Annotated in this window: 15 protein-coding genes; 5 read left to right on the forward strand and 10 right to left on the reverse strand. The window is 63.8% G+C overall.

All coding sequences use genetic code 11. From position 1 onward, the window contains the following. Positions 1-4: 4 nt before the first annotated feature. The 6 genes from QTL98_RS01215 to QTL98_RS01240 form a co-directional block, all read right to left on the reverse strand. Positions 5-631 (reverse strand): Smr/MutS family protein, encoded by a 627-nt coding sequence (locus tag QTL98_RS01215; protein ID WP_445680414.1) that lies wholly within the window; start codon positions 629-631, stop codon positions 5-7. An 8-nt stretch (positions 632-639) separates the two neighbouring features. Then, positions 640-1,299, reverse strand: a complete 660-nt coding sequence (locus QTL98_RS01220) for a LutC/YkgG family protein (RefSeq protein WP_445680415.1) — start codon at positions 1,297-1,299, stop codon at positions 640-642. Then, the gene (locus tag QTL98_RS01225) at positions 1,296-2,747 is read right to left on the reverse strand and encodes a LutB/LldF family L-lactate oxidation iron-sulfur protein (RefSeq protein ID WP_445680416.1); all 1,452 of its coding nucleotides are present in this window, start codon (positions 2,745-2,747) and stop codon (positions 1,296-1,298) included. The genes QTL98_RS01220 and QTL98_RS01225 overlap by 4 nt, the downstream gene beginning before the upstream one ends. Then, the gene (locus tag QTL98_RS01230) at positions 2,744-3,568 is read right to left on the reverse strand and encodes a (Fe-S)-binding protein (protein WP_445680417.1); all 825 of its coding nucleotides are present in this window, start codon (positions 3,566-3,568) and stop codon (positions 2,744-2,746) included. The genes QTL98_RS01225 and QTL98_RS01230 overlap by 4 nt, the downstream gene beginning before the upstream one ends. A gap of 115 nt (positions 3,569-3,683) precedes the next feature. Beyond that, complete coding sequence (gene mltA, locus QTL98_RS01235) at positions 3,684-4,934, reverse strand: murein transglycosylase A (RefSeq protein WP_445680418.1); 1,251 nt, start codon at positions 4,932-4,934, stop codon at positions 3,684-3,686. Positions 4,935-4,991: 57 nt separating this feature from the next. Beyond that, entirely contained in the window at positions 4,992-5,672 is a 681-nt protein-coding gene (locus tag QTL98_RS01240; RefSeq protein WP_445680419.1) for a Tim44/TimA family putative adaptor protein, read from the reverse strand. A 272-nt stretch (positions 5,673-5,944) separates the two neighbouring features. Here QTL98_RS01240 and QTL98_RS01245 point away from each other — a divergent pair, with 272 nt between their 5' ends. Together QTL98_RS01245 and secB are read left to right on the forward strand one after the other, a co-directional pair. Further along, positions 5,945-6,448 carry an FxsA family protein gene (locus QTL98_RS01245; RefSeq protein WP_445680420.1) on the forward strand — a complete coding sequence of 168 codons (504 nt, stop codon included), beginning with the start codon at positions 5,945-5,947 and terminating at the stop codon, positions 6,446-6,448. Between the two features lie 151 nt (positions 6,449-6,599). Further along, positions 6,600-7,073 (forward strand): protein-export chaperone SecB, encoded by a 474-nt coding sequence (secB, locus tag QTL98_RS01250; RefSeq protein WP_445680421.1) that lies wholly within the window; start codon positions 6,600-6,602, stop codon positions 7,071-7,073. 74 nt (positions 7,074-7,147) lie between these two features. Here the strand turns inward: secB and dnaQ are convergent, their stop codons facing one another. From dnaQ to QTL98_RS01270, 4 genes are read right to left on the reverse strand one after another with little or no spacing between them, the layout of a single operon-like run. Continuing rightward, on the reverse strand, positions 7,148-7,864 hold the full coding sequence (gene dnaQ / locus QTL98_RS01255; RefSeq protein WP_445680422.1) for a DNA polymerase III subunit epsilon: 717 nt from the start codon (positions 7,862-7,864) through the stop codon (positions 7,148-7,150). 17 nt (positions 7,865-7,881) lie between these two features. Continuing rightward, positions 7,882-8,481, reverse strand: a complete 600-nt coding sequence (gene coaE, locus QTL98_RS01260; protein ID WP_445680423.1) for a dephospho-CoA kinase — start codon at positions 8,479-8,481, stop codon at positions 7,882-7,884. Then, positions 8,478-9,329 carry a shikimate dehydrogenase gene (locus QTL98_RS01265; protein WP_510637518.1) on the reverse strand — a complete coding sequence of 284 codons (852 nt, stop codon included), beginning with the start codon at positions 9,327-9,329 and terminating at the stop codon, positions 8,478-8,480. Before QTL98_RS01265 ends, coaE begins: the two co-directional genes overlap by 4 nt. 30 nt (positions 9,330-9,359) lie before the next feature. Then, complete coding sequence (locus QTL98_RS01270; protein ID WP_445680425.1) at positions 9,360-9,995, reverse strand: Maf family protein; 636 nt, start codon at positions 9,993-9,995, stop codon at positions 9,360-9,362. 576 nt (positions 9,996-10,571) lie between these two features. Here QTL98_RS01270 and hemE point away from each other — a divergent pair. The 3 genes from hemE (at position 10,572) to hemJ (ending at position 13,272) form a co-directional block, all read left to right on the forward strand. Then, the gene (hemE, locus tag QTL98_RS01275; RefSeq protein ID WP_445680426.1) at positions 10,572-11,615 is read left to right on the forward strand and encodes a uroporphyrinogen decarboxylase; all 1,044 of its coding nucleotides are present in this window, start codon (positions 10,572-10,574) and stop codon (positions 11,613-11,615) included. Between the two features lie 79 nt (positions 11,616-11,694). Continuing rightward, the gene (gene hemH, locus QTL98_RS01280; protein ID WP_510637519.1) at positions 11,695-12,741 is read left to right on the forward strand and encodes a ferrochelatase; all 1,047 of its coding nucleotides are present in this window, start codon (positions 11,695-11,697) and stop codon (positions 12,739-12,741) included. 102 nt (positions 12,742-12,843) lie between these two features. Next, on the forward strand, positions 12,844-13,272 hold the full coding sequence (gene hemJ, locus QTL98_RS01285) for a protoporphyrinogen oxidase HemJ (RefSeq protein WP_445680428.1): 429 nt from the start codon (positions 12,844-12,846) through the stop codon (positions 13,270-13,272). Positions 13,273-13,323 lie beyond the last annotated feature (51 nt).

Consider the following 13,323-nt stretch of genomic DNA (forward strand, 5'->3'; position numbering starts at 1 on the left):
AGCCTCAGCCTTCTTGCTGGCGCTGGCGTTTCAGCAGCACGTAGAGCGCACCGCTGCCGCCATCGGCCGGCTGGGCATCGCTGAAGCTCAGGACCTTGTCCTTGAGCGGCGCGTCAGCCAGCCAGCGCGGCACGGCGGAACGCAGGATGCCCTCCCCGCGCGGCCCCTTGCCGGTGATAACCAGCACGCAGCGCGACCCTACCCGCCAGTGATGGACAACAAAGCCCATCAGGGCGAGATGCGCCTTTTCCTGGCTCATGCCATGCAGGTCGATACGGCCGGAAATTTCCATGCGCCCGCGGCGCAGTCTTTCGCCGGTACGGCGGTCGAGCCCGGGTACACCGCCGCGCCCGAGCTTGCGCGGCAGATGCGCGGCAGGCTCGACCGGACGCGCCGGGGCGGATCCGGCAGATGGGGCAGCCGGTGTTTCAGGCGGCGCAGGCGCTGCGGGCTGAGGTTCCGGCGCATCGGCCGACGGGGCATCCTCATCCGGCTCCAGCCGGGTGACATCCGCCATGGTCCGGCGCCAGAGTTCTTTTTCTTCCGGGGTAACGCGGGCGCTACGACGACCGGCGGCGGGGGTAATGAGCTCGGCAAATTTCTGCCCCCGCCCCTTTTCCTTGCCCGCCATCCGTCACCCTATAAGTCGCCAACCACCATGATATGCAGGTTGCGCGGCCCGTGCGCCCCCAGCTGGATGCGCTGCTCGATATCACCGGTGCGCGAAGGACCGGTAATGAAATTGAGCGTACGGGGCAAGCCATGCCGTGCGCGGGCCTGCTTCCACGCCAGCTCATAGGAGCCTACGACGCGGCTTGCCGGCACCACAACAAGATGCGTCTCCGGCAGGAAATTGGCGGCGGTGGAATGCTCGGCGCCGGAAATAAGCAGCAGCGTTCCCGTCTCGGCAATAGCGGCCTCGGCGCTCACTACCGAAACCGTATCGGCCGGATCCGCCTTGCCGCCCACGATGTCGAGCCCGGTCCGCTCCCAGCCAAGGCCGGCCAGATCGGCGCTGATGCGAGCCCGCGCCGCCAGATTGCGGCCGGCCAGATAATCGGCAACCGCCGCCGGCACATCGCCGGGCCCTGCCAGCCGCTCGACGGTTGCCGCCGCGGCCCGCGCCCGGGTGATGAACTGCTCGATGGCTGCCTCGCCCTCCACCGTGCCGATCGCCGGGATAGGCCCGACATGCTGGCGCTCAAGCCGCGCGTCCACATCGCTGCGCGCTGCCGCCTCATCCCGGCCGGCAAGGCCGCGGCGCACCCGTGCCAGCATCTCTTCCCGCGCGCTTGTCATACCTTGCCCCCATCTGCCTTCGGGGCGGCCCTCTTTTCACGGGCCTGCCATTGCTGCATGAAACTGCCGCCGGCAGGGGGCGCCGGAAAATCGCGCTCGCTCGTCCAGCCGCCAGCCATCGGCAGCCAGCGTAGCCTGCCCTTGCGGCCTCCAAGACCGCTCAGAAGCCGCGCCCCGAGGCCGGAGGCCAGCCGGTAAAGCGCCGGGCGGCGGGCAAACCAGGCCCAGAGCCCCAAGCCCCAGCGCTGGGTCGGGGGGGCCAGTTGTTGCTGCCATGCTTTTTCGCGCCAATGGCGCATGATGCCCGGCAGCGGGATTTTCATCGGGCACACTTCCTCGCACCGACCGCAGAAGGTGGAGGCACCGGCAAGGGCATGGCCTTCGGCAAGGCCGATCAGGCCAGGATTGAGCGCGGCGCCGATGGGGCCTGGATAGACCCAGCCATAGGCATGACCACCGACAGCGCCATAGACCGGGCAATGGTTCATGCAGGCACCGCAGCGGATGCAGCGCAGCACCTCCTGCATCTCGCTGCCCACCAGCGCGCTGCGGCCGTTATCCAGCAGCACGACGTGGAATTCCTCCGGCCCGTCAATATCGCCGGGGCGGCGCGGGCCGGTAGAAACCGTGGTGTAACAGGAAAATTCCTGCCCCGTGGCCGAGCGCGCCAGCAGGCGCAGCAGGGTGAAGGCATCCTCCATCGTCGGCACCAGCTTTTCCATGCCGGTCACCGCGATATGGATGCGCGGCAGAACCTGTGTCAGGTCGCCATTACCCTCATTGGTCACGATGAGGGTGGAGCCTGTCTCCGCCACGCAGAAATTGGCGCCAGTAATGCCGACATCCGCCTTGATGAACTTGTCCCGCAGTACCCCGCGGGCTTCATCCAGCAGCTGCCTGTCTTCCGTCAGCGGGCGTTCTGGATCAAGATGCTTGTGTTTTTCACGGAACGCGTCGGCGATCTGAGGTTTTTTCAGATGAAACGCCGGTGCAACAATATGGCTTGGCGTCTCGCCGCGCAGCTGGATGATATATTCACCCAGATCGGTCTCCACCGCCTCGATGCCATTGGCTTCCAGGAATGGCGTCAGGCCGATTTCCTCCGTCACCATGGACTTGCCCTTGGTAACGTGGCGAGCGCCGGCCTTGCGGCAGATATCAAGCACGATGCGCCGCGCCTCGGCGGCGTCGCGTGCCCAGTGCATATGCCCGCCCTGACGGGTAACCGCCTCCTCGAACTTCAGGAGATAAAGGTCGAGATGGGCGATGACATGGTTCTTGATCTCGCGGCCATGTTCGCGCAGCGCCTCGAATTCGGGCAATTGCGCCACCGCGCTTGCCCGCCGGCTCTGCATGCCCTGCGGCGTGCCGTTCAGCGCTTCCTGCAGCCTTTCATCGGCAAGGGCCGCATGGGCATTGCGGTTGAAGGCATGGGATGTCGGCCTCATCGACGGCTTCCTTCCAGCGGTCCCCGGCCAATGGGCGGCGCGGCATCCGTCATGTCGGCCAGCACTTCGGCGACGTGACGCACGGCGACATCCTTGCCTTCGCGGGCAAGGCGGCCGGCGATGTTGAGCAGGCAGCCCATGTCGCCGGCAAGCAGGGTTTCAGCCCCGGTTGCTGCAATATCCCTGGTTTTTTCCGAGACGATCTTGCCGGAGACTTCGGGATATTTGACGCAGAAGGTCCCGCCAAAACCACAGCAAACCTCGGCGCCCGGCAGCTCCGTAAGGCTCAACCCCTCGACCGAGGCCAGCAGCCGGCGGGGCTGCTGCTTGACCTTCAGTTCCCTGAGGCCCGAGCAGCTGTCATGGTAGGTGACCCGCCCCTCATAGCGCGCCGCCACCGCTTCCATCCCCCGGACATCGACCAGAAAGGACGTGAGTTCGTGGCAACGGGCGGCGAGCGCCGTGGCGCGGCCATGCCAGGCATCTTCCGGGGAAAACAGCGTGGGCAGGTGGTGTGCCAGCATCCCGGCGCAGGAACCGGAGGGCGCGACGATATGGTCCAGCCCCTCGAAGGCGCTGATCACCTGCCGGGCGAGCGCCTGGGCTGCCTTGCGGTCGCCGCTGTTATAGGCCGGCTGGCCGCAGCAGGTCTGGGCCGGCGGCACCACGACCTCGCAGCCTGCCGCCTCCAATAGCCGGACGGCGGCAAAACCCACCGATGGCCGCATCAGATCGACGAGGCAGGTTACAAAAAGCCCGACCCGCGGCCGCTGCCCGTCGGGAAGCGTGCCGCCGGTCGCAGCAGGGACGGTTTCGGGCATCGGGCGAAACCTCTCCAGTCGAGAAGCCGGTTCTTGTTCTATGTGCGAGCGGAGTTTCGCACGGCAAAAACCGTTATGCCACGACGCTTTATGCCCAAAGGCGCGTCAAATGCGCTTAAGAAACCGGGGCTGGCGCAACACCGCGCGGCAGCAGCACCCAGAAACGCCCGGGGCTTTTCATGACGCCGGCCTGCGCCTCGGCATCCTCGCCGGCGCCCCAGAACACATCGCCGCGCACGGCGCCGCGAATGGCCCCGCCGGTATCCTGCGCCACCATGAGACGCTGCAGACGGTTTTCCGGCTTCAGCGGATCGGCCGCATCGAGCCAGAGCGGCACGCCATAGGGCATTACCCGCCGGTCGACCGCCAGCGAGCGGCCGGGCGTCAGTTCCACACCTTCCCCGCCAAGCGGCTGCGCCGTCGTCAGCTTCTTGAAGAAGACATAGCTGGGATTGGCATTCATGACCGAGGCTGCATCGCCGGGATGCGCTTTCAGCCAGTCGCGGATCGACTGCATGGAAACGCCATCCCGCGCCAGTTCTCCGCGCTCGAGCAGCACCTTGCCGATGGCGACATAGGTCCGCCCGTTCTGCCCTTCATACCCCACACGCAGGGTCTCGCCCGTCGGCCTGCCATCGGCGCCATAAAGCTCGACCCGGCCCGATCCCTGGATTTGCAGGAAGAAGGCCGCCACCGGATCCGCCGCCCAGACCAGCACATCCGCCCGGCCGGAAAGGCCTTTGGCCACGATAGCGGCCCGGTCGTCATAAGGAATGAAGCGACCGTTCTCCACCTTGCCGGTCAGCTTGCGGCCGGCAAGATCAGTGGAAAACTGGCCGAGATCGGCCTCGACGATATCGCCCGGCCGGCGATAGAGCGGCACATTGAACTTTGCCGAGCGGGTAAGCGAGCCGTTCAGCTCCGGCTCGTAATAGCCGGTAAAAAGCCCGTCGCTGCCGCTGTCACCGCTGACGCTCCAGGGCTGGAACAGCCGCTCGATCGCGGCGCGGGCGGCGCCATCGTTGCCCGCCGGCAGACTGGCAAGGCCGGCGCAGGCCTGCTGCCAGGCGGCAAGCGTCCCGAAAGCAGAGGCGCCCGCCGCTGCGGAAACCGCACGCACGGATTTGTCGGCCGGCTGCCTGGCCATCCGGGCGCAGGATTTTTGCAGGGCCGGCAAGGCGGCGGAAACACTGTCAGCCTGCCAGCCGGGCAGATCCTGAAAGCTGGCCTGACGGTAACGCGGCAGCTCCGGACCGGCCGGCGCTTCTGCACTCGGCGGCGGCTTGGGGCCACAGGCATAGAGGACAAGCGCGGCAAGACCGAGCGCCAGCATACTGAGGGCCGGACGCAGGCGGAGCATGGGCATACGAAGGGACGACGGTGTCAAGGCAGCCTCGGACATCGCGTGACAAGAACCGGCAGATCAGGAAGGGACGCGGGTTGCCACCAGCATCCAGTTCGGATCGGGCGAACGCACCTTGCGCGCAAAGGTCCAGAGGTCGACGACCTCATGCACCTCATGGGCGTCGCCTTCCATCACGGCGCCGTCGGCATCCGTCGTCACATCGATCTGATGCGAGACAAGCCGGACTTCGATCCGGATCTGGCCACCCTCGATGCTGGCGAAGACGATATCGGCCTCGTCGACGGAGCTGATTTCGGTCTTGCGGACCTGGCCGGCGGCCTCACGCTCGCCGATGGCCTGATCGAAGGCGCTGTAGACCGGCGGCGCCAGCAGCGGCTTCAGCAGCGCGCGGTCACCCCGGGCAAAACCTTCGACGATCATGCTGAAGGCTGCCCTGGCCCCGTGCAGGAAGTCGTTTTCATTGAAAGACGGATCGGCCTTTTCCACACGGGTGATCTGGGCGGCAATGGACACCGGGCCTTCAAAAGCCTCCTCCTCACCTTGCCCGGCAGCCGCCTCATCGCCGCGTGCGCTTCCCGGGAAGGGAATGACGGTATCGCGCTCGGCGGCAGGCTTGCCGCGCGCGTCATCGCTCTTGCGTTCAAAGGGAGTTGTCGGGCGCTGGCGTTCGTCGCCGTGGCGCTTGCCCAGCACGTTATAGAGACGAAGGCCTAGAAACAGGGCAATCGCTGCGAACACAATTATATCAATGAGAAAAGAATCGCCGCCCATAGACCTGCTTCCGTCGCGTGCGGCACATGCCGCCATTCAATCCATCCACCGGGAAATAACCATCAAATCGGCCGGTCGGTTTGCTCTGGCGACAAAAAGTCTGGCAATGCCGTCCGATTTACTCTGGTATCACCCCGCGCACGCTACCAGATAAGGTGGAGCGGTCCAAACAACAAGGTCACCGCCTTGCGCCGGCCGGGCTGCCGGCGCATTTGTCCACGAACCCCCCGGAAAGACCAATGCCCCTTTTAATGTTCCTGGCGCTGTTGCCTGTCATCGAGATCGCTCTCTTTGTCGAAATCGGCAGCGCCATCGGCCTTGCGGCAACCCTTCTGTGGATCGTCGCCTCGGCGCTGATCGGCATGCAGCTCATCCGCTATCAGGGGCTGGCAACCATGGCCCGGGTACAGGCGGCCATGGAAAGCGGCGGCGTGCCTGTCGATGAGCTGTCGAACGGACTTTGTGTCATTGCCGCCGGTTTTCTGCTGATCGTGCCGGGTTTCCTTACCGATGCGATTGCCCTGCTGTTGCTGGTCGGCCCGCTGCGCCGGGCCCTTGGCGGCCTTGTCTGGCGGACGGTCGACGCTGGCCGGCGCCGGGGCGGCGGAAATTTCAGCCAGTGGCAGTTCAGCTCCCGCCGCAGCCAGTCCGGCAAGCCGGATTCCTCGCTGCGCAGCCGCACCGTGGTCGATGTCGAGTACGAAGAAATGCCGCCGCGCGACAGCGGATCGGGTAATAGCTGAAACCGCCCCTCGCCCCCAGGTGAGCCTGCGGCCAAGACCGCACATTGAGTCGCCCCCGGCGCTGTGCTAGGCCAGAGGCCTTGGCCGGCGCGCTGCCGGCGCAACGACCTTTCACAAGCCGATAAAAGACCAAACCGGGAGCTATTCAGAGATGACCGACGAAACCGCCTCGGCCGGCGCCAATCCCCCGTCCGCGCCGCTGAGCGTACTGGCCCAGTATATCAAGGACATGTCGGTCGAAAGCCCGGGCGCCCCCGAGACCCTGCTTCCCGGCCAGCCCGCGCCCAACATTTCCGTCGCTGTCGACGTCAATGCCCGTGTGCTCGATCAGGAGCGCCGCGTGTTTGAAGTCATCCTGCGCATCAAGGCCGATGCCAAGGGCGGCGAGAATGAAGAGAAAACGGTCTTCATCGTCGAGCTTTCCTATGGCGGCGTGGTCGTCGTGGCTGACGGCGTGCCGGAAGAGCATATGCCGAGCGTAGTGATGATCGAAGGCCCGCGCCTTCTCTTCCCCTTCGCCCGCGCCATCGTCTCCGACGCCACGCGCGATGCCGGCTTCGCCCCGCTGCTCATTCCGCCGGTCGACTTTGTCGAACTCCTGCGCCGCAAGGCCGCCGCTGCCTGAGCGGAAGGCAAGCTGACAGCAAAAAGCCCGGTCCCCGAGAAGGGGCCGGGCTTTTTTGTTTCGCCAGGAAAATGTTATTCGGCAGCCGATGAGGAGCGCAACTTTTCCCAGATCGGGTTCTTGAGCTTGCCGACCATGGCGCTGTGCGCCTCCAGCTCCTCCGGGGTGGGTGTAAACACCCTCGGCTCGCGCCGCTCGCCCTTGCGGATCGGGGCCATGGCCAGGCCGCCGCCCGCGCTCGTCCCGCCCAGGACGTTATCGGCAAGGATAAGACCGGGCTGCCGCCCGCCCTGCAGTTCCAGATAAACCTCGGCCAGCAGCTGGGCGTCGAGAAGCGCGCCGTGCAGCGTACGGCCGGAATTGTCGATGCCGAAGCGACGGCAAAGCGCATCGAGGCTGGCCGGCGCGCCCGGGAAACGCTGACGCACCATTGCCAGCGTATCGATCGCACGGTCTGACGGCATGGTCGGGAAACCATGCATGGTCAGCTCGTGATTGAGGAAGCGCATATCGAAGGTGGCGTTGTGGATCACCAGCTTGTCGTCGCCGATAAAAGCCCGGAAATCATTGACGACTTCGGCAAAGACCGGCTTGTCCGACAGAAACTCGGTAGTCAGGCCATGGACGGCGGCGGCCTCTGCCTCCACCTCGCGCTGCGGATTGATATAGACGTGGAAATTGCGACCGGTGGAGACATGGTTGATGAGCTCAACGCAGCCGATTTCAACCAGCCGGTGCCCTTCGGAGGGTTCAAGACCAGTCGTTTCGGTATCGAGTACAATTTCCCGCATGACTCTTCTCCCGGCCGTCAAAGACCGTTTTCTGTCCGGAGCCGCCGGATAATGCCCGCAAGGGCCTGCCAGGTGGCGGCCTTGCCGAGGCCGGTTGCCACAGCATAGTCGGCCCGGCGCTTTTTCTCCACGCTCGGCATCTGCCGGGCCAGCAGTGCCCCGAAGCGCTCCGCCGTCATGCCCGGCCGGGCCAGAACCCGCTGCCGCTGCAGGAAAGCCGGCGCCCAGACAACGATAATCGCATCGCAGCGGGCCGGCCGCCAGTTCTCCAGCAGCAGCGGCACGTCGAGCACGATCACCGGCGCGCGCAGAAACCGGCACCGCCGGCGAAAATTCCGCTCGTCCTGCCACACCAGCGGATGGATGACTTTTTCGATACGGCCAAGCAGTGCCGGATCCGCGCCAATCATTCCCGCCAGTTTTCGCCGGTCGACCCCGTCAGGCCCGACAGCGGAAGGAGCAAGGCCGGCAATCGCCTTTGCTCCGGCCCCTCCAGGCCGGTAAAGCCGGTGCACGGCCTCATCCGCATCCCACACCGGCACGCCCATGCGCCGCAGCATCGCTGCCGCGGTCGATTTGCCCATGCCGATCGAGCCGGTGAGGCCGAGAACGATCATGCCGGACGGGCTGCGGGCAGATCCGCCCCCAGCAGGTGGGCACGAAGCGCCGGCGTTACATCCGGCCGCACGCCGAACCAGGCCTCGAATGCGCTGACGGCCTGATAAAGCAGCATGCCAAGCCCATCGACACAGACATTGCCGCGATGCCGCGCAGCCTTGAGCAAGGGCGTCTCCAGCGGGGTATAGACCGCGTCGGTCACGGTTGCCGTCTCCGGCAGCGCTCCAAGGTCGATATCGAGCGCCGGCTGGCCGCCCATGCCGAGGCTGGTGGTATTGGCAAGAAGTCCGGCATCCTGAAGTGCGGCCGAGCGCTCTTCCCAATCCAGCACGCGGATCCGCCCGGATCCGCCCGTGCCAAGTTGTTTTGAAAGTGTATCGGCTTTGGCGCGGCTGCGATTGATCAGGCGAATTTCCGGCACGCCGGCATCCAAGAGACCGACCAGGACGGCACGCGATGCTCCCCCTGCCCCCAGCACCACGGCGGGCGCCCGTTGTGGCTGCCAGCCCGGCGCACCATGGCGCAGATTTTCGGTGAAGCCGAAGCAGTCGGTATTCCGGGCCTCGATCCGCCCGTCTTCCAGCACAACCAGCGTATTGGCCGCGCCAATACGCGCCGCTTCGTCGGAAACCAGATCCGCCGCTTCCAGCGCTGCTTCCTTGTAAGGCACGGTGACGTTGGCGCCCTTCAGCCCAAGAGCAACGAGACCAGAAATTGCGCTTTCGAAACGTCCTGGTGCGACCGGAAAAGCCACATAGGCGCCGTTGATGCCGTATTCACGAAACCAGAAATTATGCAGCAGCGGTGATTTTGAGTGCGAAACCGGCCATCCGATGACGCCGGCCACCGCGGTTTTCCCGTTTATCAGCATCTTTTTTCAGGTCCGAAGTACTTTGTTGAGGCGCAGGAACTGCAGGAACGGCAGCAGCGGCATACCGAGAATGGTAAAATGGTCGCCCTGGACGGAGACGAAGAGCTGCGCCCCCAGCCCTTCCAGCTGATAGGCGCCTACCGAGCTGTAGGCGGCCTCGCCGATCTGGTCCAGATAGGCTTCGATAAAATCATCGCTAAGGCTACGCACCATCAATTTTGCCCGGTCGATGTGGTGCCACAGCCGCTCGCCATTGCGCATCACAACGGCACAGGAAATCAGCTGGTGCGGTTTGCCGGAGAGTTTGCGCAGGGTTTCGCGCGCTTCTTCCCGGTTGGTCGGTTTGTCGAACCACTCGCCATCGCATTCCAGCATCTGGTCGGCGGCCACCGTATAGAGCAACCCGTGCCGGCGGCTTACCCGGGACGCCTTGAGTTCGGCCAGCGCCTCGGCCACGGCTTCCACCGGCAAACCTTCTGCCCGGAAAGCTTCCTTGATCTCGCTCTCATCGACATTCGGCACGTCGATAACCAGGTCGAGTCCCGCATTTTCCAGCATCGTGCGCCGGGTGGCACTGCCTGACGCCAGCACCACCGGCTGAGAGGTCAGGAGGGGCGCCGGATCGGGGGAAGCAATGGACATGACTCGTCAGACTCCAAGGGCCGTTTCGGACTCAGCCGGTGGTGCGGCGGCAGCGGCCAGCTGTCAAGCCGTGACGCCAACAATCGGCATTTTGCAAGGACTCCCACAGGACCCTGTTCGCAGGATGTGGATAAGTCGTGTGGATGGGGGAATGAAAAAACTTGTCCCCGGGATCTCGAAGATCCTCCCCAGACCTTGCCGCCGGACAAGGCAAAAACCGTCAGGTCCTGTGAATCATGAGAACGACTCGGAAAGTGAGGGTTTCTGTGGGGGTTATCCACAGCTTTGGCGACTCGCAGGATCCTGACGAGTCTCGACGAGTCGCCTACAAGATATTCCCAGGTCCTGGTGGACGACTCGCACAGGTAGGAAAAAGCTGTGGATAAGGCTGTGCATGAAACAGGATCCCCGTTTTCCACAGCTATCTACAAAAGCCACTTCCAAGATCCTTTTAAAAAGAATGTAGGAAATCAGGGATGGACGTGCCGGTCCGGATCGCTACCTTTCGGCCAGCAGATTTTCCGGCATCCTGACCGGACGGATTTCCATTTCTCTTCAAGGGATCTTCAAGCGACCATGCCGGCGGCAAAGAACAAACCCTTCCTGCGCGTTCTTGCCGGAGAGGATATCGGCCGCAGCCCCTTCTGGTTCATGCGGCAGGCAGGACGTTACCTGCCGGAGTATCGTGAGGTCCGGGCTACCGCTGGCGGGTTCCTCGAACTTTGTTACCGGCCGGATTTTGCTACCGAAGTGACGCTGCAACCGATCCGCCGTTATGGCATGGATGCGGCGATCCTGTTTTCGGACATTCTCGTAGTGCCCCACGCGCTTGGACAGGATGTCGGTTTTACGGTTGGTGAAGGGCCGAAGCTTGAGCCCATCCGTAGCGCGGCGGATCTGGAAAAACTTTCCATCACCGGCCTGCATGACAAGCTGGCCCCGGTCTATCAGACCGTCACGAACCTGAGCCAGGCCCTGCCGGCAGAAGTTTCGCTGATCGGGTTTGCCGGCGCTCCCTGGACCGTCGCGACCTACATGGTGGAAGGCGGCGGATCGAAGGAATTTGCCATCGTCAAAAAGATGATGATGGAAGCCCCGCAGCTTTTCGGGCGGCTGATGGATCTGCTGGTCGAAGCGACGACGGCTTATCTGGCCCGTCAGGTTCGCTGCGGCGCCGAGGTGGTGCAGCTTTTTGACAGCTGGGCCGGCGCGCTCGACGAAGCGGCCTTCGAGCAGTGGGTTATCGGGCCGACAGTGCGGATCGTCTCTGCGCTCAGGGCTGAATTTCCGGATCTGCCGATCATCGGCTTTCCGCGTGGTGCCGGCATTCTCTATAAAAAATACGCTTCCGAAACGAAGGTGACGGGCCTCTCCATCGATACCTCGGTGCCGGCTTCCTGGGCGGCGAGCGAGCTTGCGCCGCTGGCCGTGGTGCAAGGCAACCTCGATCCGGTTTCGCTGGTTGCCGGCGGGGAAGCCATGATGGGCCGTGCCCGTGCCCTGCGCCGGACCTTTGGCACCCATCGGCATATCTTCAATCTTGGCCATGGCATTCTGCAGACCACGCCGCCGGACCATGTGGCTGAACTCAGCGACTATCTGCGCTCGGCCGGGGCCTGAGCCATAACGTCCACTTGATCCACCGGGCCGGCACAGCACGTATCAGGCGGCGCAAGGCGTTATTGAAGCGGGAGCATTGGTGTTGAGTGGCAAAAAAACAGCCATCGTATTCTTCAATCTCGGTGGCCCGGATCGTCAGGAAGCGGTGCGGCCGTTCCTTTTCAACCTCTTCAACGATCCGGCGATTATTCGTCTGCCCGGCATCGTGCGCACGCCGCTTGCCTGGCTGATTGCCAAGCGCCGCACGCCGACGGCCAAGCACATTTATGAGAAGATGGGGGGCGGCTCTCCCCTTCTGCCTAATACCGAAGCGCAGGCCCGGGCGCTGGAAGCGGCGCTTGCCGACCGCGAGGAAAATATCCGCGTCTTCATCGCCATGCGTTACTGGAACCCGATGACACCGGAGACGGTAACGGCGGTGCGTGACTGGGGCGCGGACGAAGTGATCCTGCTGCCGCTCTATCCGCAATGGTCAACGACGACGACGGCCTCCTCACTCAAGGTCTGGACCGTGGCAGCTCACCAGTTCGGCCTTACGGCACCGACACGCACCCTGTGCTGCTATCCGGTTAATGAAGGTTTCATCGCCGCCAATGCGCGGCTTATTCGCGAGCGGTACGAGGTGGCAAGCCAGCACGGTAGCCCGCGCGTGTTGTTTTCCGCCCATGGCCTGCCGAAAAAGATCGTCGATGCCGGCGATCCTTATCAGTGGCAGTGCGAACGCACCGCCGAAGCCCTGGTGAAGAAGCTGGATATCCCCGGGCTCGACTGGATCAATTGTTACCAGTCCCGTGTCGGACCCATGGAGTGGATCGGCCCTTCGACCGAGGATGAGGTGAAGCGCGGCGGGCGCGACAAGGTGCCGCTGGTTGTGGTGCCGATTGCCTTCGTCTCCGAACATTCGGAAACGCTGGTGGAACTCGATATCGAGTATCGTGATCTTGCCCGGGAGATCGGGGTGCCGTCCTACCACACGGTGCCCACCGTTGGCACCGAGCCGGAATTCATCTCCGGACTGGCCGGGCTGGTGCGCCAGGTTCTCGCCAGCCCGAAACAGACGGTTTGCCAGGCTGAAGGGGGAAGCCGGCTCTGCCCCGGACATTTCGGCGGCTGTGCCTTCAACTGAGCTAGCCAGCCTGCGCGGCAGGGCGTTTTACCGGCAACAATAATCAGCCGGATCCGGCCGTGTCGCACGGCTGTTCCGGCATAAAAGGAGGCTTGGACAACGATGCTCTATCTCTGGCTCAAGGCATTCCATGTCATTTCGGTCATCTCGTGGATGGCCGGTATGCTCTATCTGCCGCGGCTCTTCGTCTATCACTGCGATGCCGCCCCCGGCAGCGATGCATCGGAGCGCTTCAAGGTCATGGAATGGCGGCTTTACCGCTTCATCATGAGCCCGGCGATGATCGCTACCTGGGTCTTCGGTGGCTCGATGGTTGCCATGGATCCATCGATCTTTTCCCAGGGCTGGTTTCATCTGAAGCTGCTGCTGGTACTGCTGATGAGCGCGGTTCACGGCATTTATGGCGGCTGGCTCAAGGCCTTTGCCCGTGATGCCAACACCCGTACGCAGAAAACATTCCGGATTGCCAACGAGGTACCGACTCTGCTGATGATCGTCATCGTCATCATGGTCATCGTGAAACCTTTTTGAGCTCCCGCGCATTTCATCAGAGCAAGGCGTTGACATCTGACCGTGGCGTGT

This window comes from Radicibacter daui (genome assembly GCA_030657355.1).
Taxonomy (GTDB): Bacteria; Pseudomonadota; Alphaproteobacteria; order Radicibacterales; family Radicibacteraceae; genus Radicibacter; species Radicibacter daui.